We start from the raw sequence: 21,117 nt of genomic DNA on the forward strand, positions 1-21,117 counted from the left end.
GATGAACGCTCCCCCGGACATCCGCAGGATCGGTGTGGTCGGTGCGGGACAGATGGGCGCAGGGATCGCAGAAGTCTGCGCGCGCGCCGGCCTCGACGTTGTGATCCGGGAGGTGACCGACGAAGCCGCGGCCGCCGGCCGACGTCGTATCACGAGCTCTCTCGACCGAGCGCTGCGCAAGGACAAGCTCACGGAATCCGAACGGGATGCCACTCTCGCCGGCCTGCTGGTCACCACGGACCTGGACGCACTGGCCGACCGCGACCTGGTCATCGAGGCGATCGCAGAGGACGAAGGACTCAAGACCGAGGTGTTCGCGGCCCTCGACAAGACCGTGCGACGCGAGGACGCGATCCTGGCGTCCAACACATCCTCCATCCCCATCATGAAGCTCGGGATGGCCACGAGCCGCGCGCGTCAGATCATCGGCATCCACTTCTTCAATCCCGTTCCCGTGCTCGACCTGGTCGAGATCGTCCCTTCCCTGCTGACAAGCAAGCTCACCATCGAACGGGCGAGGGGGTTCGTCCAGACAACCCTGCACAAGCAGAGTGTGCTCGCCCAGGACCGCGCCGGCTTCGTCGTCAACGCCCTCCTCGTTCCGTACCTTCTCTCCGCCATCCGCATGGCAGAGGCCGGAACGGCGACGGCCAAGGACATCGACTCCGGAATGGTGCTTGGTTGCGCGCACCCGATGGGCCCCCTGCAACTGGCTGACCTGATCGGCCTCGACACCGTCGCCGCCATCGCCGCCTCCATGTACGAGGAGTACAAGGAGCCGCTCTACGCAGCGCCTCCGCTCCTTCTGCGGATGGTCGAGGCAGGCCTGCTCGGCAGGAAGTCCGGGCACGGTTTCTACCCGTACGACAACGAAGGAGACAGGCAGTGAGCCTGAGGATCATCGTGACCGTGAAGCACGTGCCCGACGCCACGGGCGACCGGCGCTTCGCCGAGGACACCACCACCGACCGCGAGGAGGTGGACGGCCTCCTTTCGGAACTCGACGAATACGCCGTCGAGCAGGCCCTACAGATTTCCGAAGCGCACGGGGACGCCGAGGTCACGGCGCTGACCGTCGGCCCCGACGACGCCAAGGACGCGCTGCGCAAGGCCCTGTCCATGGGCGCGGACAAGGCCGTGCACGTCAACGACGACGACATCCACGGCACGGACGCGATCGGCACCTCGCTCGTCCTCGCGAAGGCCATCGAGCACAACGGCTTCGACCTGGTGATCTCCGGCATGGCTTCGACGGACGGTGGGATGGGCGTCGTCCCCGCCCTGCTCGCGGAACGACTCGGAGTCCCTCAGATGACACTGCTGTCCGAGGTGACCGTCGACGGTGACACCGTGCACGGCCGACGCGAAAGCGACGCGGCGAGCGAGCAGTTGGAGACCCGGCTCCCGGCTGTCATCAGCGTGACCGACCAGTCCGGCGAGGCCCGCTACCCCTCGTTCAAGGGCATCATGGCGGCGAAGAAGAAGCCCGTCTCCGAGATCGATCTGGACGACCTGGACATCGAGTCCGAACAGGTCGGCCTGGCCGGGTCGGGATCCGCCGTGGACGAGATCACCGCGCGTCCGGCGCGCGTCGCGGGAACGATCGTGAAGGACGAGGGCGACGGCGGCAAGCAGGTGGCCGAGTTCCTGGCCTCGCAGAAGTTCATCTGAGGCCCCATTCGCAGCCGGCCACTTACCTACTCACCATTGTTTGGAGATGTGACGATGAGTGAAATCCTGGTCCTTGTCGACCACGCGGACGGCGCGGCACGCAAGCCCGCGCTGGAACTGCTCACGCTGGCCCGGCGCCTGGGCACACCGTCCGCCGTCCTGCTCGGAGCCGGCGACACCGCCCCCTCCATCGCCGCGACGCTCGTCGAGCACGGCGCGGAGAAGGTGTACTGCGCTGACGCGAGCGAGTTCGCCGACTACCTCGTGGTCCCCAAGGTCGACGCGCTGGAGCAGATCGCCCAGCGGGCCTCCCCAGCCGCCGTCCTTGTCACCTCGTCCGCCGAGGGCAAGGAGATCGCGGCCCGCCTCGCGTTGCGTCTCGACTCGGGGCTCATCACGGACGCGGTCGACGTCGAGGCAGGCGAGAGCGGGCCGCTCACGACGCAGTCGGCGTTCGCGGCGACCTACTCGGTGCGCTCCACCGTGACGCGCGGCACGCCGGTCATCACGGTGAAGCCCAACGCGGCCACCCCCGAACCGACCGCGGCCGCCGGGACGTTGGAGGAGGTCGCCATCGCCTTCTCGCCGGCCGCGACGGGGACGAGCGTGGTGTCGCGGGCCCCCAGGCAGGTGTCGAACCGCCCCGATCTGACCGAGGCGGCCGTCGTGGTCTCCGGTGGCCGAGGCGTCGGTTCGGCCGAGTCGTTCGCCGTGATCGAGGCGCTCGCGGACTCCCTCGGCGCCGCGGTGGGCGCCTCCCGCGCGGCCGTCGACGCGGGGTGGTACCCGCACTCGAGCCAAGTGGGACAGACCGGCAAGACCGTCTCCCCACAGCTCTACCTCGCGAACGGCATCTCCGGTGCCATCCAGCACCGGGCCGGCATGCAGACCTCGAAGACCATCGTCGCCGTCAACAAGGACGCCGAGGCTCCGATCTTCGACCTGGCCGACTTCGGCGTCGTAGGGGACCTCTTCGACGTCCTGCCCCAGCTCACCGCCGAGGCAGAGGCACGCAAGGGCTGATCCCGGGACACCGTAGGGGCGGAGCCGGTCATGGCTCCGCCCCTACGGGGAACGGCCCGTCCAGCCGTCGCCGCTCAGCCCTGGACCAGGTCCACGTGCTTCGTCTCGGGCAGCATGAACCACACCAGTACGGTGCCGAGCAGGGCGATGCCCGCGAGGTAGACACCCGGCGAGAAGGCGATACCGGTTGCGGCGACCAGGGCCGCGGAGACCAGGGGCGCGGTGCCGCCGATGAGCGACTGGCACAGGTTGTGACCGAGCGCCGAGCCTCGGGTCCGGATGGACGCCGGGAACACTTCCACCTGGACCACAACGTTGATCACGGCGGCGCAGCAGGCGAAGAACGCCAGTATGACCAGGCCGAGCAGGACCAGGACTACGTTGCCGGTGTCCCACAGCAAGTAGACCGGCACCCCTACGACGGTCAGCCCCACGCCGGCCATCAGCGCGACCGGCCGGCGCCCCCATCGGTCACAGAGCAGACCGGCGAACTGGTGCATGCACGAGTACAGAACGAGGGAGACCATGCACACCACCAGCGCGCTGCTGCGTGGCATGCCGACGGTCACCGCGAGGTGGGTGTTGGCGTAGGTGATGAGGTTGTACAGGCCGATCGAACCCAGTGCGGAGAACGCCACGGTCAACAACACAGCACGGGCCTGGACCCGCCACGGGACCGGTTCGATGGTGCCGGCCGCGCGCCGCCGCGCGACCTCGTGAAAGACGGCGGTGTCCTCGAGCTTCTTGCGGATGTACACGGCGATCAGGGCCGTGACGGCGGAGGCCACGAACGGGATGCGCCAGCCCCAGGTGTTGGCGGACTCCTCGGACATCGTCGAGGTGATCAGAAGTGCGGTCAGGGTGCCGAGCATGAACGCGACCCCTGAGGAGAACGTCAGAAGGCTCGCGCGGCGCGCCCGTCTCCCCTCAGGAGCGCTCTCCACCAGATAGGCGGCGGCGCTCGACCACTCGCTGCCGGCCATCATTCCCTGAAGACAGCGCAGCAGCACGATCAGGATCGGGGCGGCTATCCCAATGGAGGCGTAGGACGGTGTCAGACCCATCAGCGTGGTGGAGATACCCATGCCGATCACGGTGATCTGCAACAGCGCCTTGCGCCCCTTCCGGTCGCCGATCGGCCCGAGCACGAGGGCGCCCACCGGGCGCGCGGCGAAGCCCACGGCGAACACGGCGAACGACGACAGCACCTCCGCGGTGCTGTCGCCGCTCGGGAAGAACTGGGCGCCGATGGCGACGGCGAAGTAGCCGTAGACCGAGAAGTCGAACCACTCCATGAAGTTGCCGACGCAGATACCGATCATCCGGCGGCGGTCGGCTGCCCTGCTCACAGCGGGGGGCGCCGACGTGCCCACCGCAGCTTGTAGTTCCGTCATCGTCGTCTCCTGGTGAAGAGAAATGAGTGGGTCGGCTGCCCTCGGTACGGTCCAGAAGTGGCTACCCCAGCACACACATGCCCGCCATCAGCAGGAGACTTCCGGCGCCCGCGAGGCGTTCCGCGCACGCCGTCCCCGAGCACACCAGACTCCGGCCCAGCAACACACCGCCCCAGCCGCACGCGGCAAGCACCTCGCACAGCACGAGCAGTCCGCTGGGCACACCGGTGGACATGACCTGCGTCTGGGCCGCACCCACCATCGCGACGGGATGGCTTACATGGCTCCCCCGGCCACCGCTGAGGCCCGCAGCCCCGATGAGCAGTGCCATCACAGCCAGGTGCGCCGCGTGCTCCAGCCGAAGCGAGCGGTACCTGCGCATCACCACGGCCGCGAGGGCGCCACAGGCCAGCACGGCCGCCCATACGAACGGGTCGAGCAGCACTGAGCCGAGTGTCATGGTGTCGAGCATCGCCAGCACCATCAGCGCCATTGCCATCATGGGTGCGGTGACCCGCGGGCGGCCCCCGGCGCAGCAGACTGCGCCGAGGGCCGCCAGGAGCACCGAGGCAAGAGCGAGGGCCTGGTGCACGAAGGGTGTCCTCAGTCCTCGTGCGACGAGCAGCACCCGCTGTCGTGGGTCCCCTCGCTCGCAGGCACGTTGAGGGCCGGGTTGCGGTCGAAGAAGCCGTACGGCAGCAGCCGGAAGCCGGCGTAGTCGACGGGCATGACCGGCCAGTCCTCGGGGCGCGGGAAGTGAGTGAGCCCGAAGGTGTGCCAGACGACCAGGTCCGAGCCGTCCAGGTTGCGGTCGGCCGCCATGTAGGCGGGCAGCCCGTCACCGCCGGGGTTCTGGTTGACCAGGTCGCCGGCGGGATAGCGCTCGGCCGGGTCGTAGGCGGTCACCCAGACGTCCTTGGTCGCGAACGTTCCGCGGGCGTGCACCGAGGAGCCGGGGTCCGCGAGCAGGGTGGGTCCCTGCTGGGCCTCCAGTACGTAGCCCGTGGGCTGTCCGTACCTGTTGGTGCGCTCGGTGTTGACGATGTGCCAGGTGCGGCCGAGCGAGGCATCGGCGCTGCGACCTCCCTCGGCCTCGGAGGCGAGACGCCGCCGGGCGAAGGTGAAGGCGTTGCCGTGCGGGTTCTGTTCCGAGATGGGCAGCCGAGCCGCCTCGACCTCGTCGACGGCGTTTGCCACGCCGTCGACCATCATGTCCAGACGGGCGCTGAAGAGGTGCTGGTGGAACGGGGCGCCGACGCCGGGCGCGACCTCCGTCGCGAACGGCCACTCCTCGACACCCTTGTACGAGGAGGGCAACGCGATACCCGTGAGCTTGGCCTCGAGCTCGATCTTGCCGTCGAGGTAGAGGTACCAGTAGAAGCCGTAGTCGTAGTTGCCGACAGTGGTGAAGAACGAGATGACCAGACGGCGTTGGCGGCGGACTTCGGAAACACCCTCGACGTAGACGTCGGTGTGCTTCCACAGGGTGCCGTAGTCCTCCTCGTGCATGCAGATGGCGTTACTGATGGTCCGCGGGTTGCCGAACTCGTCGGCCAGGGTGGCGTCGAAGTAGTGGATCTCGCCCAGGCAGTCGCAGCCCAGCTTGAGGGAGTTCGTGTAGCGGCCGAAGAGGTACTCGCCGGTGTCGAAGTAGTTCTGCCAGTAGCGGGTGGGAGCCGGGTCCGCGTAGGCGACCAGCATCTCGGCGATGGAGGCCCGGTAGACGACGGGGCGCACCTCGCCGTCGCGGTCGGGGTCGGCGAAGGACAGATTGTGCAGGACCAGCCCTTCCCGGGCATCGAACCCGACGTCCAGGGTCCAGTTGGCCCAGCTGACACGCTCCCCGTCGACGGTGAAGGAGGGGCCATCGGGCTGAGTGATCTCGATCGGCTTGAGCCCCTCCAACGGTGCCGGCCGCCCTTCCGGGAGGTGGAACTTGCTGGGTTCGGCAGGTATGGGCAGCAGTTCCTCGTCGAGGACCCGGACGACCTCCTTGGCGACGACATCGACGTACACCGAGAGGCCGTCGATCGGGTGCGCCCACGGGTGGTCCGTCGGGTCGGAGAACTGGAAGGCGATCACCCGGAGGATCCGCCGTCCCTCCTCACCGGGGTTCTCGAAGTAGCCCGGGGAGAGCGGAGCGGTGACCACCTCCTCCACGGTCAGTCCGCGCTTGGCCAGTGCGTCGGCCCACTCCTGATCGGCGAGCAGAATCGGGTCGACTGCACCGAACTCGTCGTCGAGGATCGGCAGTTGACCGTTCTTGCCGTCGATCTCCACGTCACTGATGGTGCCGCGGGTGAGGTTGACGGTGGCGTCGCACGCGGCGCCGCTGGAGGTGTCCAGGAGCAGGACCCTGACCTCGCGGTCCGGGGTGGGGCCGCCGGCGAGTGCCGCGAGCACGTCGGCCTTCGCGGGCTCCAGCAGTCCGACGTAGGCGAAGCGGACCGCCGGGGTGACATGTCCGGCCTCGTGCAGGAGTCCGCTGACGCGCGTGATCTCCTGTGCGGTCAGGCTCGAGACCGGCGTACGGGTCGGCGAGTGAGTGATCTGCGTGGTCACGAGATGGCCTTTCTGGAGCTTTGCGACGTGTGTCACGTGGAGATGATGTCGATGACCTTCAGGTAGGCGGCCGGTCGCGCACGTCTGAGCCAGGCGGCCTGCGCGAGTCCGATGGCGGGAAAGGCCGCCAGCAGTGCGTAGAAGCCGATGGTCAGCCGGCCCACCCGAGGGCTGCCGGCCGCATCGGCGTCACCGAGGAGGAGGGGGAAGTTCCACAGGAGGACTGCCGCGACAGCCAGCAGACCGGCCAAGCCGATGGCCGGGGCGACCCAGGTCCGCCAGGGGCCGGCGGGTATTCGCTCGCGGTTGAGGTAGGTGATCACCGCGAGGGAGGTGAGGGCCATCAGCACGATGATGGCGACCGTCCCGACTTCGCCGAGCCACGTGTAGACCTTCAGATAGGGGTCCAATCGGCACACCGCGAACACGCCCAACAGGGCCAGCACCGTTGTGGTCTGCACCGCCGACGAGACGTACGGAGACCGGTGGCGAGTGTGCACACGGGCGACCGCCCCCGGCAGCAGCCCGGCGTTCGCCATCGCGTGCTGGTAGCGGACGATGACGTTGTGGAAGGACAGGGCACACGCGAAGAAACTGGTCAGCAGCAACAGGTTGACGACCTCAGCCCCCGCCGAGCCCAGGAAGCGGCTGGTCGTGGTGACGAGAAAGCCCGAACTGTCGTGCGCGATCGCCGCGGTGAACCCGCTCCCCCAGCCCTGGACCAGCGCCCACGCGGTGAAGGTGTAGAACACCGTGATCAGCACGACGGCCGCGTACGTCGCCCGGGGGATCGTCCGCTCAGGCTCGCGCGCCTCGTCCCGGTAGATCACGGTCGACTCGAAGCCGCTGAACCCACCCATGACCAGCATCAAGGCCAGGGCAGGGCTCCCGGACAGGACGACGGAGGGGTGGAAGGAATCTGCGGTGATCCCGTTCGCACCGCCACCCATCAGAATGACGACGGAGAGGATCAGCACGACGCCGATCTCAGCGATGAGGAGCAGCCCCAGGACCTTGGAGGACAACTCCACACGCCGATGGCCGAGAATGCCCACGAAGACGGCCAGGGCCAGGGACCAGAGCCACCACGGGAGGCCGGGGCCGCCGTGGCCGTCGACCCAACGTCCCAGCATCAGGCCCGAGTAGGCGAACACGGCGATCTGTGCCGCGGTGTAGGTCAGCAGGGCCAGCCAGGCCGCGGCCATTCCGGCGGGACGGCCCAATCCGTAACCGACGTAGGTGAAGAAGGCGCCCGGTTTGGTGACGTGCCGGCTCATGGTGGACAGGCCGAGGGCGAAGAACAGCAGGATGCCGCCACTGATGAGGAACATGCCGGGAACCCCGGCGCCGTTTCCCAGCAGCGCGGCGAGCGGGACGACACCACCGACGACGGCAAGGGGTGCGGCGGCGGCCACCACCATGAAGACGATGGCCCCCGCGCCGAGGCCGCCGGAGAGACGGCCGCCCACCGCGTCGGGGCCCGTGCGGGACAGCGGATCTCCTGTGGACACCTGAGCTCCTGGTCAGAGGGTCGGTTGCGGTGACGATACGGGGGCCATGGCGACCAGCGGTTCATGCGGAATCCAAAGGTGACCGGACCGGAGTTGGTGCTCTCCCGAAGGAAGTTCCAGCTGGCCCGCTCTTCCGCTCGGCGCCGCACCGGGCAGCCGGTGTCACGGTCCGGTGAGCACGCCGTTGACGCGTCGCGGAACGCCCCAGGGGTTCTGCGCGGCGACAGCCTCGCGCGCCACGGCCGGGAGCACGTTGTCCGGCATCGACTGGAACGTCACCGGCCTGACGAATCGGTCAAGTGCCGCCGCACCGACGGACGTTGACGACGGCCGCGAGGTCGCGGGCCAGGGCCCGCCGTGCTGCTGGGCCCAGGCGAAGGCGACTCCTGTGGGCCAGTCCCCGAGCGTGACGCGGCCGACCTGTCCAGCCAACACCGTTACGGCCCGGGCCGCCTCCGGATCGCCCGCGCCGTCGCCGAAGACCGATCCGGCAAGGCTCCCCTGCAACTCGCCCAGCGCATCGTGGAGTTCCTTCTCGTGGGCGTACTCCACCACGATCGCCACCGGTCCGAAGCACTCCTCCAGCAGGCGCGACCCGCGTCGCAGCGCTTGGATCGGCGCGGACAGCACCGCGGCATCGGCGGACCACCCCCGGCCCGGTCCGGTGACGGCACCCACCACCTTCGCCCCGGCCCTGACCAAGTCATGCACTCCCGTCCCGAGATGGGAAGCGATGGCCTGCGTGAGCATCGTCGGCTCAGGTGCCGCCCGGTGCAGCGCGGTCGCGACGGACTCGGCTGCGCCGTGGCCCGCCGGCGCGAAGAGCAGGCCCGGCTTCGAGCAGAACTGGCCGGCGCCCAGGGTGAAGGAACCGACGAACCCCTTCGCCACCTCATCGATGTGCCGGACTCCGCGAGGTGTGAGGACGACAGGATTGACCGTCCCCATCTCGGCGAAGACCGGTATGACCACCTCCCGCTCGTTGGCGAGGCGCCACAGCGCGAGCCCTCCGCTCTGCGAGCCCGTGAACCCGACGGCGCGGATCTCTTCCGCCTTCACCAGTTCGACGCCCGCCTCCAGTCCGGCGACCATCGAGAACACACCGATGGGCGCGCCCGCCCCCGCCAGCGCCTCCGCGGCGATCTGGGCGAGGCGGCGGCAGGTGAGGGGATGCGCCGGATGGGCCTTGGCGACCACCGGGCATCCGGCGGCGATCGCCGAGCCGGTGTCGTTGCCGAGCACCCCGAACGCGAAGGGGAAGTTGCTCGCGCCGAAGACGGCGACCGGCCCGAGTGGACGGTTGATCCGCACCAGCCGTGGTGTGGTGGCGCTCGCCTCGTCGACGGCCGCCCCCAGGAAGCCTCCGTCGGCGGCGACCCGGCCGTAGAAGCGGAGTTGCTCGGCCGCGCGTCCGACCTCCCCCAGCAAACGCGGCATCCCGAGGGCGGTTTCACCGTCCGCGAGCTCGGCGAGTGCCTCCTGATTGGCATCCAACGCGTCGGCGATCGCCGCGAGCCACCGCTGGCGTTCCGCCGGCGCGACGTCCGCGACCGGCTGGGCGGCCTCGGCCGCCCGGACCACGGCGAGCGCCAGGTCCACCCGGGCGCTCTCGCGTACCTCGCCGAGGACCCGGCCGTCTCGAGGGGAGTAACTCAGGATGGTCATGCGAGCGTTCCCACCCCGGCCTCGATGACGTCGAGCGCGTCGGTGAGGAGGTCCTCGCCGATCACAAGCGGCGGAAGCAGCCGGATCACGTTCCCGTAGGTGCCCGCTGTCAGCGTGAGCACACCGTTGCTGTTGGCGTGGTTCGCCACCTGCTTCGCGGCGGCCGCGTCCGGGATCTTCGTCCCCGGCTCCACGAACTCCATCGCCAACATCGCACCCCTGCCCCGCACTTCACCGATGTGTGAGCCCTCCCCGGCAAGAGCCTGCAGGCGCGGCTTGGCGATCGCCTCGATGCGCCGGGCACGGCCGGGCAGGTCCTCCTCGACGAGGGCGTCGAGGGCTGCGACCGCGGCCGCGCAGGCGACCGGGTTGCCGGAGTACGTGCCACCGAGGCCGCCGGCCGGGACAGCGCTCATGATGTCCGCGCGTCCCGTGACGGCCGACAAGGGCAGGCCGCCCGCGAGCGCCTTCGCCGTGGTGATGAGATCGGGAACGACGCCCTCATGGTTGACGGCGAACATGTCGCCGGTGCGGCCAAGCCCCGCCTGGATCTCATCCGCGACGAAGACGATGCCGTTCTCCCGGGCGAACTCGGCCACCTTCGCCAGGTAGCCTGCGGGCGGCACGATGACACCGCCTTCGCCCTGGATCGGCTCCATGATGATCGCGGCGACGTTGTGCGCCCCGATCTGGGTGGTGATCTGGTCGGCGAGCTGGTCGAACGCCTGCTGCGCGATGTCATCCGGGTGCCCGCTCCACCGGTACGGATACGGTGACGGCGCGCGATAGACCTCCGGGGCGAACGGTCCGAAGCCTTCCTTGTACGGGGCGTTCTTCGCCGTCATGGTCATGGTGAGCAGCGTGCGGCCGTGGTAGGCGTGGCTGAGCACGACGATCGCGTCACGGCCCGTGTAGGTCCGGCTGATCTTGACCACGTTCTCGATCGCCTCGGCGCCGGTGCTGAACAGGCCGGTCTGCTTCTCGAAGTCTCCGGGCGTCAGGGCGTTGAGCCGCTCGGCGACCTGCACCGCCGACTCGTACTGAGTCACCAGGAAGCCCGTGTGCGTAAAGCGTTCCACCTGCTTGCGCACCGCTTCGGTCACCTTCGGGTGGGACGCGCCGACGCTGGTGACGGCGATCCCGGAGGCCAGGTCGATCAAGTGGTTGCCGTCGACATCGACCAGAATGCCGCCGCCCGCCGATTCGATGAACACGGGGAGCGTGACACCGAAACTCTCGGAGAATGCCTTCGTACGTCGCTGATGCAGCTTCGCGGATTCGGGGCCGGGAATGGCCGTCTTGAGGATTCGCTGCTGCACGGGCTGGCTCATCGATCACGCTCCTGGAGTCCGTCCGGGGATTGACGCACGCTGATGCGGCGCGGGTCCGGTCAGAGCGTAGGGCGGAGCGAACCGGCAACTGATGCGTACGATTCCCGATCCGATGGCGACAACCTTGTGCGATGCACGATGGCATCGCCATGCCGGTGCCCACAGGATCAGAACATCGGCGTACGCGGAGGTACCCGGCCCAAGCCCGCACGGCATGGCCGCGTGAGAACGGACAGCTCACATTGCATGCGCCGGAAACCACCGTCATTCGGCGGTGAACATGTGGCCGACACAGGAGATATCACCATGATGTCAGTTCCCGGCGGTGTGGCGATCGCCGGCGCATACGAGCACCCGACTCGGTTTGCGCCCGACAAGAGCGAGTGGCAAATAAATGCGGAATCCGCGAAGGGCGCGCTCGAAGACGCGGGTCTGACCCCCGCGGATGTCGATGCCTTCTTCACGTCGTCGACCGCTTCCGAGGGCGGCTACCTGGGAGGATGCGCGGCCGTCATGGCCGCCGACTACCTCGGTATCAAGCCGAACTTCATCGACGAGACCGATGTCGGCGGCGCATCGTTCGGCTACTACGTCAACCGCGCCGTGTTGGCCATCCAGTCGGGAATGGCCAAATGTGCACTCATCACGTACGGCGCCAACACGCGTTCCCGCAAGATCAAGGTGGGGACGATCGGTTACAACCAATTGAGCATCCAGGAAGTTCTGCCCACTCCCGACTCTTTCGAGCAGATCTATGGCACCACTGTCGTTTCGTTCATGGGAATGGTAGCCAAGCGCTATATGCACGACTACGGACTCACGTCCGAGCAGTTGGCTTCGGTTGCCGTGACGATGCGCGAGCATGCCGCACTGAACCCGCAGGCACTTTACCGGGATCCGATGACGGTCGACGACGTGTTGAATTCACCCGTGATCGCCTCGCCGCTGCACCGGAATGACTGCTGCGTCATCTCCGATGGCGGCGCCGCCCTTGTCCTCGTACACCCGGATCTCATTCCGGACACGAGGAAGAAGCCCGTCCGCATTCTCGGATTCGGCGAGAGCTACATGGGGCATGGCGGCGGCCTGACCGACTGGGCCGCTGAAAGCCGCGAGATGGTCAAGCGCGCCTGCGACCAGGCGTACGACATGTCCGGGCTCGGCCCGCAGGACGTGGACACCGCCATGATCTACGACGCGTTCACCCTCAACGTGCCGATCGACCTGGAGGGGGCCGGCTTCTGCAAGGTCGGTGAGGGGGGTGCCTTCGCCGCCGACGGCAATCTGCGCCTGAACGGTGGCTCGCTGCCCACCAACCCGGACGGCGGCGGGCTCTCGTCCAACCATCCCGGACGCCGCGGCATCTTTCTGTTCGTCGAGGCGGTCAGGCAACTACGCGAGGAAGCCGCCGGGCGTCAGGTCCAAGGAGCCCGCACCGCGCTGTGCACCGCGACCGGTGCCGCGTTCCTCGCACGCCGCGGCTCTGCCGCCCACCTCCTGGGAGTCTGAGAATGAACACGGAAGTTGCCCCCGCTTGGTCCGGTTTCCTGCCGGTGCCCACCCCGGAGACCGCGCCCTTCTGGGACGCGTGCAACGAAGGCACGTTCCTGCTCCAGCGCTGCCGGGACTGCGGAAAGACCCAGTACCACTACCGAGCCCTGTGCTGCCACTGCTGGTCCGACCAGGTCGACGACTTCGCCTCGTCCGGCAAGGGCACCGTCTGGACGTGCTCGGTCGTCTACAAGAACAACACCCCCGGCTACGTGGACAAACTCCCGTACGTTGTCGGGCTCGTCGAACTCGAGGGCGGTGTGAAGGTGTTCGGGAACATTCTCGGCGATGCCCCGGAGGCCGTGGACATCGGGACCGCTGTCGAGATCACCTTCGCCAAGGCGGACAACGGTCAGATGATCCCGCTCTTCGAGGTGGCCGCAAATTGATCATCGACACGCACACCCATCTCCTGGACGTCGGGCACTGGCCCGACGAATGGTGGGACTGGGTTGCCGCGGACTGGGCCAGAGCCAAGCCGGGCAGGACCCCCTCCAGCGTGCGGGGACGCATCGAGCAAGGCCTCATCGACCCCACCGGCGCACGGATGATCTCCCGCATGGACGGGGCCGGCGTGGACAAGAGCGTCCTCCTCCCCATCGACTGGGGGCCGGATTTCACGGGCACCCGGCCCATCGGGGCGGTCGTCGACAAGATGCTGGACCTGGCGGACCGCAGCGGCGGCCGGCTGATCCCCTTCGGTGGCATCGATCCCCGCCGCGACGGTGCGGTCGAGATGGTCACCGAGTGGTTCGAACGCGGGATAAGGGGACTGAAGTTGTACCCCTCCTGCGGCTGGGATCCCACCTCGGACGCGGCCATGGAGATCTATCAGGTCTGCGAGGTGCGCAAGGCACCGGTCCTGTTCCACACCGGGCACCCTCTGCCGCTGCTGGACGCGGAACGCTCCAACCCGATGCATCTACAGAACGCGGTCCTCGCATTCCCGGACCTGCCGGTGTGGCTGGGACACGCGGGAGCCCCCGTCTGGTGGTCGGAGGCTCTCAAGGTCGCGCAGTCCGGGCCGAATGTCCGACTCGAAATGTCGGTCTGGCTCTGGGACGATTCCGATGCGGACGCCGAGCTCGAATTCACGCGGAAGATTCTCGAGGCCGGCGAATCGATCGGGTTCGATCGGCTCTTGTTCGGCACAGACCACGTATCCGGATCGAAGGTTCGCCAACCCGACTTCCTGGACACGATCGTCGCCATGTATCGACGTATCCCGGAACACGCGGAACGACTGGGGCGCACGATCAGCGCCGAACAGCTGTCGATGATCATGGGAGGCGTCGCCGCACACGATCTCGGCATCGCAATCTGAGCCGAGCGCAAGGACTGCCAGGACGCGTTGTCGGTGCACCAACCACCTACCGGCAACGCTCGCGGCAAGTAGAATCTGAGGCCGAGGGCCCGGGTCCGGACCGACCGACGGACCCCTGACGGGAGGGCGCTCGGCCTCCTTGGAGCCTGCAGTTGCAGCGGTGCCCCGTTGGGGGGAAGACACCAGTGTCCGGGACAGGATGTGGCGGAATGAACCTCGCAGAAGTGACGCTTGATCGAGCCCGGGAGGCCGGCGACGTCATAGCTGTCCAAATGGGCCAGGAAAGTCTCACCTACGCGGAGTTCGTTCGCGAGAGCGAGCGCGTCGCCGCCGGCTTGAGGGAACTCGGCATCCGCCGCGGCGACCGCGTGATGATGTTTTCCGAGAACTCCATCGAACACCTCGTGACTTATCTGGCCACCGCTCGGCTCGGCGCGATCTTCACGCCCATTCACGCCTCTTTCCAGGTCGGCGAGCTGGAATACGTTCTCGCCAACGCGAAGCCCAGCGCGATCATCGCCCAGGCCGCACTGTGGGACCGCCTTGAGCGATGTGGTGGCCGGCACCTGCCGTCGATCCGTATCGTCATGGATCCTCCACGCGAGGATCTGCTCGCCTTCCACGAGCTCGGGCGGCGGTCGGAACCCGTCGGCGTCGAACCCGTCGAGGACGAGACGCCCGTACTGATCTGCTACACCTCCGGCACCACGCAGCGCCCCCACCCAGTGTCTCGCTCACATGCGCACGAGATCTGGAACGCCAAGGCCTACGCGCAGGTCTGGGACTACCAACCCGGTGACCGTGCGCTCGTGACGCTGCCGCTCTCCTGGGTGTGGGGCCTGTCGACGCTGGCGCAGGCGCTGCTCTTCGCCGGCAGCACGATCGTCCTCCACAAGGACTTCGAACCGGGCGCCGCGCTGGCGGAGATCGAGACCTCTCGCATCACCCTGTTCACCGGCACCATGTCGATGTACACAGCCATCCTGAGCGAGCTCTCCAAGCAGGATTACGACCTCAGCTCCCTGCGCCACCTGTATCGCGGCGGCGAGCCCATCAACAACGAGGTCGTCAAGGCCCTTGAGTCCCGCCTCGGCATGCGCCTCACCGATGGCTACGCGACGACCGAGGCAGCACCGGTCATCGCGGTCGACCCGGTGCGCGACGTGGACGCCCCCGTGGGCACCGCGGGCCGGCTGGTGCCGGGAGCACGCGTCCGCATCGTCGACGAGCAGGGGGACGACGTACCTGTCGGCGAGGTCGGTGAGGCGTGGCTCGGCGGTCCCGGAATCATGCTCGGCTACTGGAACGAGCCGGGCCTCACGGCCGAACACCTCACACCGGACGGCTGGTTCCGCAGCGGCGACCTGCTCGTCGAGGGCGCCGATGGGTACTACTTCGTCGTCGGCCGCTCTGCCGACGTCATCATCAGGAACGGCGCCAAGATCGCTCCGGCCGAGGTGGAGTCGGCTCTCGCCGGGCTGCCCGGCGTCCGCGATGCGGTGGCCGTGGGCGTTCCGGACGAGGACTTCGGGGAGAACATCGTGGCGTTCCTCCTCCTCGACCCCGGGTGCATCATGAGCGCCGACGACGTCTACGACTTGCTGTCCGACCGCATCGCGCGTTTCAAGCTGCCCAGCGACATCCACTTCGTCGACGAGCTGCCCGTCCGGCGCAACGAGAAGCGTGACCGTGCGTGGATCCGCGAGCGTGCTCTGGCGGGCCTCGAGCTGGAAGCGGCTCCCGCACCAGTACCAGAGGGCCGCCGCATCACGCCGGGCCATCGCGGGCACCTGCGCGTGGTCGACTAGGTGCGCTGTTCCGACCCGCGCGCAGTGGATCCGGCTGAAGCACGGCATCGATGAGCTGCGGCCAGAGATCTCCGGGGCGGTCGTGGCCCATGTCGGATCAGCTGGAGTTGCGCACCCGGCACGAGCTCCGCGGTCCACCGGACCCGCCCCAGGGAGTCGAGAGCCTCACGAAGCCCGGAGTGTCCCTTCGGTTTGCGGCTGCGAGGCGGCGGCCGAGTGCGCTCCCGATGCTGCCCAATCGGCCCCATCGGGCGCGGAGACCAGGTCCGGCATGAGGGTGAGGACACAGTAGAGGGACGCCGTCACCGCTGGTTCCCGCAGCGACCGTCCGAGGGCCTGTTCCAGACGCTCCAACCGATATCGCAGAGTGTTGGGGTGCAGGAAGATCGAGTCCGCAGCAGCCTTGACGTCGCGGTTCATCGCGAAATAGGCCCGCAGCGCCTCGAGTTGAATCGGATTCTCGACCAACAGAGCCGCAATGGGGGCCGCCGTCGCCTCGAACCGTTCCTTCGGTACCTCAGCAAGCAACTGGGTCACGACGTCGAGGTCGTCGAACCACGTGACGGCCTCGCCCGACTGGGCTCGTACGGCGATTTGCCCGTCCCGGTGCGACGTGCGGATTCCCGGCACCGATCCGATCGGCCGGCCGACACCCAGAATGATCCCGGGCCAAGCCCTCGCCAGTTCCTCGGTGACCTCCTGAAGAACGGCACCGGAGTTGACCACCATGACGATCTCGGCCGTTCGGCGAGACAGCAGATATCGGGCGCCGAGTGACTCCAGCCTCGACCGCAGCCAGGAGGCGAGCTCCTCGGGCACCGCGCGCTGACGCCAGTGCTCCACTGCCTCGGGGCGCTCCATCAGCACCACGGCACGGAAGTCCTTGTCGCATTCGACCCCGAGCGCGGAAATGCGGGCCTCAAGGGTGCGCAGATCCAGGGATTCGGGGCTGTCGTCGAGCACCGAGTCGAGGACCGACTGACGAATCGCCTGGTCCTGGCCCTGATTGGTGACGCTCAATCGCAGGAGGGCGTCGACGAGGGGCGCGGTGACCTGAATCGCGGCCCGTGCCAGCTCCTGGGCCACGGTCGTCCGGCGTGAGGCCACCACGAGCCATCTCCCGGAGGGGCCGTTGCCGGTGCTCACCGGCGCCGCCAGGATCTGCCAGTCGGCTATCTCAAGCTGGGCTATGGGGAATTCGGACTGCTTGCTCAGTCCGGCGGCGATCTCCGCGACCGGGATCGTCCCCGTCGCGGCGTCGACCTCCGCGTCCAAGGACATGACCGCGACCGTCGAGTGGACGAGGCGGCCCAGCCGCTGAACGATCGACTCCAGCGGGTTGGCGTCAGCGAACGCTCGGATCAGATTCTGCTGGATCGAGGACAGCCTCTGGAAGGTCGCCGATTCGATACCCACCGTCGAATGGAACACGGCCCGCGTGATGTCGCGGAACTGCGTCTCCTCCGGCACCAGCACGACAGGGAAGTTGCGCTTCCTGGCCTCGTCGAGGAGGGCCTGCGGAACGCTCTTGAAAGAGAGGCCGACCCCGAAGCCGAGACAGCTGGCCCCCAACTCCTGCAGTTCCGCAATGAGTTCACGCTGGACTTGCGGCTTGTTGCGGAGGCGGACTCCCAGGGTGAGCATCATCCACCCACCGTCCAGCCACTTCGCCGGGTGCTCGAGTTCGATGGCGTGAGCGCCTATGAGCGGGGTGAGCAGCGCTTCCCGTCCCCCTGTCAGCAGCTCGAGTCCCAACTCCGACTCGCCGAGCAAATCGCCCAGCGTGTATTCCCCTCGACCCATGGAGCATCACACCCAATCTTCCTCAGGGGAGTCCTCGGTATTCAGCAGGTCCACGCCTGGACCCCAGAACCCCAGGGAGATGTCCAGGTAGTTGTTGTCCAGACCTATCAGGTGGGCATTTCATTCCTGTTACCCGCACGACCTCCACGAGGTTGCCCACCTGACGGCTGCAGGCTACCCGCGTGCCCCCGTGGATGTCTCCGGTCAGTTCGCCCCGGATGCGGCCATCGCTGCTACAGGGAACCGACCTGCATGCACACGGCCTTTGCCTCGGTGAACTCGTGGAGAGCCTGCTCCCCGTTCTCTCGTCCCCATCCGGATTTCTTGAGGCCACCCCACGGCATCGTCGGGTCGACGACACCGTAGGAGTTGACCCACACGACGCCTGCTTCGACGTTCTCGCTGAAGTGGTGAGCCTTCGCGATGTCGCTCGTCCATACGCCGGCCGCGAGTCCATAGGAGGTGGCGTTCGCGGCGTCGATGACCTCGGTGGCGTCGTCGAAGGGCACGACGGTCAGCACCGGCCCGAAGATCTCTTCGTTGATGACCTTCGAGTCGGGGGACGCGCCGAGGAGTGCCGTCGGCCGGTAGAAGTGTCCCTCCCGGTCGAGCCGTTCGCCTCCGAATGCCACCTCGACGCCCTCACCTCGTGCCTCCTCCACATACCCGGAGACACGGTCCAGATGGCGCGCGGAGATGAGGGGGCCGATGGCCGTGTCCGGCTCCAGGCCGTGGCCGATCGGCATCGCCTCGGTGGCCTTTCGCAGACCCTCGAGAACGCGGTCCAGTGCGGGACGCTCCACGTAGAGGCGGGAGCCGGAACTGCACACCTCACCGCTGTCCCAGAAGCCGCCGCCCACGGCACCGAGGATCGCCGCCTCGATGTCCGCGTCCGCGAAGATGACGTTCGGGGACTTGCCACCCAACTCGAGGGAGACTCGGGTCATGTTCTCAGCCGCGACCCGTGCGATCTCCTGGCCCGTCGACGTCGAGCCAGTGAACGTGATCTTGTTGACGCCAGGGTGACGCACGAGAGCCTGTCCCGTCGAGCCGTCACCCGTGACGACATTCACCACGCCGGCCGGAAGGCCCGCCTGAAGCATCAACTCGGCCGCGCGGATCGTGGTGAGCGGCGTCTCCTCGGAGGGCTTGAGCACCACCGTGTTCCCGCAGGCGAGTGCGGGGGCGATCTTCCAGGACGCGTTCGCCAGCGGGAAGTTCCAGGGTGTGATGGCGCCGATCACTCCCAGCGGTTCCAGCCGGGTGTAGGAGTGGAACACTCCCGAGGGCATCGTCGACAGCGGGGACAGCCGGCCGTTGACCCTGGCCGCCAGGCCCGACATGTAACGGAACTCGTTGATGGCCGAGTTGAGGTCGTACCCCCGCGAGTGCTCCAGCGGTTTACCCGTGTCGAGCGTCTCCAGGAGCGCCAGTTCGTCGGCGTGTGCCTCCAGCGTGTCGGCGATCCGCCACAGGATCGCGGCGCGCTCCAAGGGAGCCGTGCGCCGCCAAGTAGTGAACGCCTGCCGCGCCTCACTGACAGCCCGGTCGACATCCTCGGCCCCGGCGAGCGGGACCTCGGCCAGCGCCCTGCCCGTTCCCGGATCCGAGGTGGTCAGCGTCGCGCCGCTGCTCGCAGCGACCCACTCGTCCCCGATCGGCATCTTCCCGGGGTGACCGAGGATGTCCGCGACCCGTCCCGCGTGCTCTGCCACGTTTACGGCCATGCGTGCGCCCCGCCTTCGATTCGACATCAGTGCTTGTATTCCGCACACCGTGCGCGACGGACTCGTCGTCGGCGCCCGGGGCGGTGTCACCAGTCGTACAGCCGCATGTTGCGCCTGAGCCATTAGGAGTCAGCACGAACCAGATGCCGATATTCGGGCTCTCCACGATCGCCAACTGCCGCATGCGGCAGTCTTCAGGGTCGCCGCCGGGATCGGAGGCGCACTGATCAGTTCGTCGTTTCCCGCCCGATGCGCCCGTACTTCTCCGGGCACCGCACCGCCTGCCAGCAGGCGTATCCGAAGCCGGCGACAAACGTGAGGGCGACCACGCCGAAGAGGATGGGGGTGAGCACGGGGATCGGTCCCGTGCCCAGGAGCAGGTCGGCATGGGTGGCGGTGGAGTACAAGAGCCATGCGAGGCACGCGGCGCTGACCAGAGGCGCGACGACAACCTTCCAGACGGACTCGCCCAGGTCGGCGTTGCGCCGGAAGTAGACGAACACGGCCAGGGAGACCAGAAGCATGAGCGCTTCCAACGCGAAGATGAGCACGCCTCCGAAGACGACGTAGACCACCTTCGGGGCGGTGCCGAGAACCGCGATCACCACGACGACGGCAACCGTGACTGCCGCGTTGGCCAGGGCGGCCCGGTGGGGGGATCCGTGGCGTGGGTGGATCGCGGCGATGGAGCGCGGAAGTACCCGGTCGACGCCGAAGGAGTACAGGTATCGGGTCGACGCGTTCGCGATGGTGATCTGGCTGGCCAGCAGGCTGGTGACCAACAGAGCGCTGATCAGCTGCCCGACTCCCTGGCTCAGGGAATGGCTGAGTGCCGTGGTGAACGCCGCGGCAGGGTTGGCCGCGGTTGCGTCGACGGCCTTGTCGGTACCCAGCGCTGCGATCAGGCACCACGCGGTGACGGCATAGAAGAGCGAGAGGAGGATGACCAGGATGTAGGTGGCTCGGGGGATGGTGCGGGCCGGGTCGCGGACCTCTTCGCGGTAGATCGCGGTGGACTCGAACCCGGCGAACAGGTTGATCGTATAGAGCGCGGCCACCGCGATGGGGCCGCTGGTGAACGCGTCCCAGGTGAGGGGTTCTGACGGGTGGCCGGTGGGTCCACCGCGGAAGAGGGTCACCACGTTGAAGGCGGCGATGATGAGGATCTCGACGCACACGATGGTTCCCACCACGCGGACGTTGAAGTCCACGCCACGGTAGGAGCAGAAGGTGACGACCGCCACGAATGCGGCGAGGTACGTCCACCAGGGCAGGTCGATGCCCAGCTCGTTCTTCATGAGGTTCTGCGTCGCCACGGAACCGAAGAAGTACCCGCTGATTCCTCCGAGAAGGTAGTAGGCGGCTGTTACGGCTCCTGCACCGAGACCGAGGCGTTTGCCGAGTCCCGCGGAGATGTACGCGTAGAACGCTCCTGGGCGCGGCAATCGGCGCACCATCGCGGTGTAGCCGACGGCGAAGACGAGCAGGACCAGGCCGGCAGCGGGAAACATCAGCGGAGCCCCGAGCCCGTTGCCGTACGCGATCACGAGCGTCACGTATCCGGCCGCACCCGTCAGGGGAGCCACGTATGCCAGGACGGTGAGGACCAGGCCGGCCGTTCCCGTCCGCGGGGACACACCTCCGCCGACGTCGGCTGCCTCGGATGGGGAGCCCGCCTCCGCGCTCGGTCTTGCGGCGCCCCGGGTGGTGGCATCGGACACGATCGCCCTCCAAATAGGTTGTCACA

Annotated in this window: 16 protein-coding genes; 7 read left to right on the forward strand and 9 right to left on the reverse strand. The window is 67.8% G+C overall.

All coding sequences use genetic code 11. The features are described from left to right. Nucleotide 1: 1 nt before the first annotated feature. The 3 genes from ACOKM3_RS08100 to ACOKM3_RS08110 are packed head-to-tail and all read left to right on the forward strand — an operon-like array spanning nucleotide 2 to nucleotide 2,694. Nucleotides 2–889 carry a 3-hydroxybutyryl-CoA dehydrogenase gene (locus ACOKM3_RS08100; RefSeq protein ID WP_426898387.1) on the forward strand — a complete coding sequence of 296 codons (888 nt, stop codon included), beginning with the start codon at nucleotides 2–4 and terminating at the stop codon, nucleotides 887–889. Beyond that, nucleotides 886–1,671: an electron transfer flavoprotein subunit beta/FixA family protein gene (locus ACOKM3_RS08105; protein ID WP_426898389.1), complete on the forward strand. Its 786-nt coding sequence runs from the start codon at nucleotides 886–888 to the stop codon at nucleotides 1,669–1,671. The genes ACOKM3_RS08100 and ACOKM3_RS08105 overlap by 4 nt, the downstream gene beginning before the upstream one ends. 54 nt (nucleotides 1,672–1,725) lie before the next feature. Continuing rightward, on the forward strand, nucleotides 1,726–2,694 hold the full coding sequence (locus ACOKM3_RS08110; RefSeq protein ID WP_426898391.1) for an electron transfer flavoprotein subunit alpha/FixB family protein: 969 nt from the start codon (nucleotides 1,726–1,728) through the stop codon (nucleotides 2,692–2,694). 74 nt (nucleotides 2,695–2,768) lie between these two features. Here the strand turns inward: ACOKM3_RS08110 and ACOKM3_RS08115 are convergent, their stop codons facing one another. The 6 genes from ACOKM3_RS08115 to gabT form a co-directional block, all read right to left on the reverse strand. Then, nucleotides 2,769–4,088 carry an MFS transporter gene (locus tag ACOKM3_RS08115; protein ID WP_426898393.1) on the reverse strand — a complete coding sequence of 440 codons (1,320 nt, stop codon included), beginning with the start codon at nucleotides 4,086–4,088 and terminating at the stop codon, nucleotides 2,769–2,771. Between the two features lie 61 nt (nucleotides 4,089–4,149). Further along, entirely contained in the window at nucleotides 4,150–4,680 is a 531-nt protein-coding gene (locus ACOKM3_RS08120) for a hypothetical protein (protein ID WP_426898395.1), read from the reverse strand. 11 nt (nucleotides 4,681–4,691) lie between these two features. Beyond that, complete coding sequence (locus tag ACOKM3_RS08125; protein WP_426898397.1) at nucleotides 4,692–6,686, reverse strand: primary-amine oxidase; 1,995 nt, start codon at nucleotides 6,684–6,686, stop codon at nucleotides 4,692–4,694. Further along, entirely contained in the window at nucleotides 6,683–8,161 is a 1,479-nt protein-coding gene (locus tag ACOKM3_RS08130; RefSeq protein ID WP_426898399.1) for an APC family permease, read from the reverse strand. The genes ACOKM3_RS08125 and ACOKM3_RS08130 overlap by 4 nt, the downstream gene beginning before the upstream one ends. Before the next feature lie 162 nt (nucleotides 8,162–8,323). Beyond that, complete coding sequence (locus ACOKM3_RS08135) at nucleotides 8,324–9,826, reverse strand: aldehyde dehydrogenase family protein (protein WP_426898401.1); 1,503 nt, start codon at nucleotides 9,824–9,826, stop codon at nucleotides 8,324–8,326. Further along, nucleotides 9,823–11,157 carry a 4-aminobutyrate--2-oxoglutarate transaminase gene (gene gabT, locus ACOKM3_RS08140; protein WP_426898402.1) on the reverse strand — a complete coding sequence of 445 codons (1,335 nt, stop codon included), beginning with the start codon at nucleotides 11,155–11,157 and terminating at the stop codon, nucleotides 9,823–9,825. Before gabT ends, ACOKM3_RS08135 begins: the two co-directional genes overlap by 4 nt. 306 nt (nucleotides 11,158–11,463) lie before the next feature. Here gabT and ACOKM3_RS08145 point away from each other — a divergent pair, with 306 nt between their 5' ends. The 4 genes from ACOKM3_RS08145 (at nucleotide 11,464) to ACOKM3_RS08160 (ending at nucleotide 15,840) form a co-directional block, all read left to right on the forward strand. Continuing rightward, nucleotides 11,464–12,666: a thiolase C-terminal domain-containing protein gene (locus ACOKM3_RS08145; RefSeq protein WP_426898404.1), complete on the forward strand. Its 1,203-nt coding sequence runs from the start codon at nucleotides 11,464–11,466 to the stop codon at nucleotides 12,664–12,666. Nucleotides 12,667–12,668: 2 nt separating this feature from the next. Beyond that, a complete protein-coding gene (locus ACOKM3_RS08150) occupies nucleotides 12,669–13,097 on the forward strand; it encodes a Zn-ribbon domain-containing OB-fold protein (protein ID WP_426898406.1) in 429 nt (142 codons plus the stop codon). Continuing rightward, the gene (locus ACOKM3_RS08155) at nucleotides 13,094–14,032 is read left to right on the forward strand and encodes an amidohydrolase family protein (RefSeq protein WP_426898408.1); all 939 of its coding nucleotides are present in this window, start codon (nucleotides 13,094–13,096) and stop codon (nucleotides 14,030–14,032) included. Before ACOKM3_RS08150 ends, ACOKM3_RS08155 begins: the two co-directional genes overlap by 4 nt. Nucleotides 14,033–14,241: 209 nt before the next feature. After that, nucleotides 14,242–15,840 carry a class I adenylate-forming enzyme family protein gene (locus ACOKM3_RS08160; RefSeq protein WP_426898409.1) on the forward strand — a complete coding sequence of 533 codons (1,599 nt, stop codon included), beginning with the start codon at nucleotides 14,242–14,244 and terminating at the stop codon, nucleotides 15,838–15,840. A 165-nt stretch (nucleotides 15,841–16,005) separates the two neighbouring features. Here ACOKM3_RS08160 and ACOKM3_RS08165 read toward each other — a convergent pair whose 3' ends face one another. From ACOKM3_RS08165 to ACOKM3_RS08175, 3 genes are all read right to left on the reverse strand, one after another. Beyond that, complete coding sequence (locus tag ACOKM3_RS08165) at nucleotides 16,006–17,613, reverse strand: PucR family transcriptional regulator (protein WP_426898411.1); 1,608 nt, start codon at nucleotides 17,611–17,613, stop codon at nucleotides 16,006–16,008. A 263-nt stretch (nucleotides 17,614–17,876) separates the two neighbouring features. Beyond that, nucleotides 17,877–19,370 carry an aldehyde dehydrogenase family protein gene (locus ACOKM3_RS08170; protein WP_426898413.1) on the reverse strand — a complete coding sequence of 498 codons (1,494 nt, stop codon included), beginning with the start codon at nucleotides 19,368–19,370 and terminating at the stop codon, nucleotides 17,877–17,879. 227 nt (nucleotides 19,371–19,597) lie between these two features. Further along, a complete protein-coding gene (locus ACOKM3_RS08175; RefSeq protein ID WP_426898415.1) occupies nucleotides 19,598–21,091 on the reverse strand; it encodes an APC family permease in 1,494 nt (497 codons plus the stop codon). Nucleotides 21,092–21,117: the final 26 nt, after the last annotated feature.

It is taken from the genome of Streptomyces nidicola (assembly GCF_050106155.1).
In the GTDB taxonomy this organism is placed as follows: domain Bacteria; phylum Actinomycetota; class Actinomycetes; order Streptomycetales; family Streptomycetaceae; genus Streptomyces.

Coding starts and splice junctions, on each gene's coding strand:
- ACOKM3_RS08100 (WP_426898387.1), top strand. CDS start 2: ATGAACGCTCCCCCGGACATCCGCAGGATCGGTGTGGTCGGTGCGGGA.
- ACOKM3_RS08135 (WP_426898401.1), bottom strand. CDS start 9,826: ATGACCATCCTGAGTTACTCCCCTCGAGACGGCCGGGTCCTCGGCGAG.
- ACOKM3_RS08115 (WP_426898393.1), bottom strand. CDS start 4,088: ATGACGGAACTACAAGCTGCGGTGGGCACGTCGGCGCCCCCCGCTGTG.
- ACOKM3_RS08160 (WP_426898409.1), top strand. CDS start 14,242: ATGAACCTCGCAGAAGTGACGCTTGATCGAGCCCGGGAGGCCGGCGAC.
- ACOKM3_RS08110 (WP_426898391.1), top strand. CDS start 1,726: ATGAGTGAAATCCTGGTCCTTGTCGACCACGCGGACGGCGCGGCACGC.
- gabT (WP_426898402.1), bottom strand. CDS start 11,157: ATGAGCCAGCCCGTGCAGCAGCGAATCCTCAAGACGGCCATTCCCGGC.
- ACOKM3_RS08170 (WP_426898413.1), bottom strand. CDS start 19,370: ATGGCCGTAAACGTGGCAGAGCACGCGGGACGGGTCGCGGACATCCTC.
- ACOKM3_RS08145 (WP_426898404.1), top strand. CDS start 11,464: ATGATGTCAGTTCCCGGCGGTGTGGCGATCGCCGGCGCATACGAGCAC.
- ACOKM3_RS08150 (WP_426898406.1), top strand. CDS start 12,669: ATGAACACGGAAGTTGCCCCCGCTTGGTCCGGTTTCCTGCCGGTGCCC.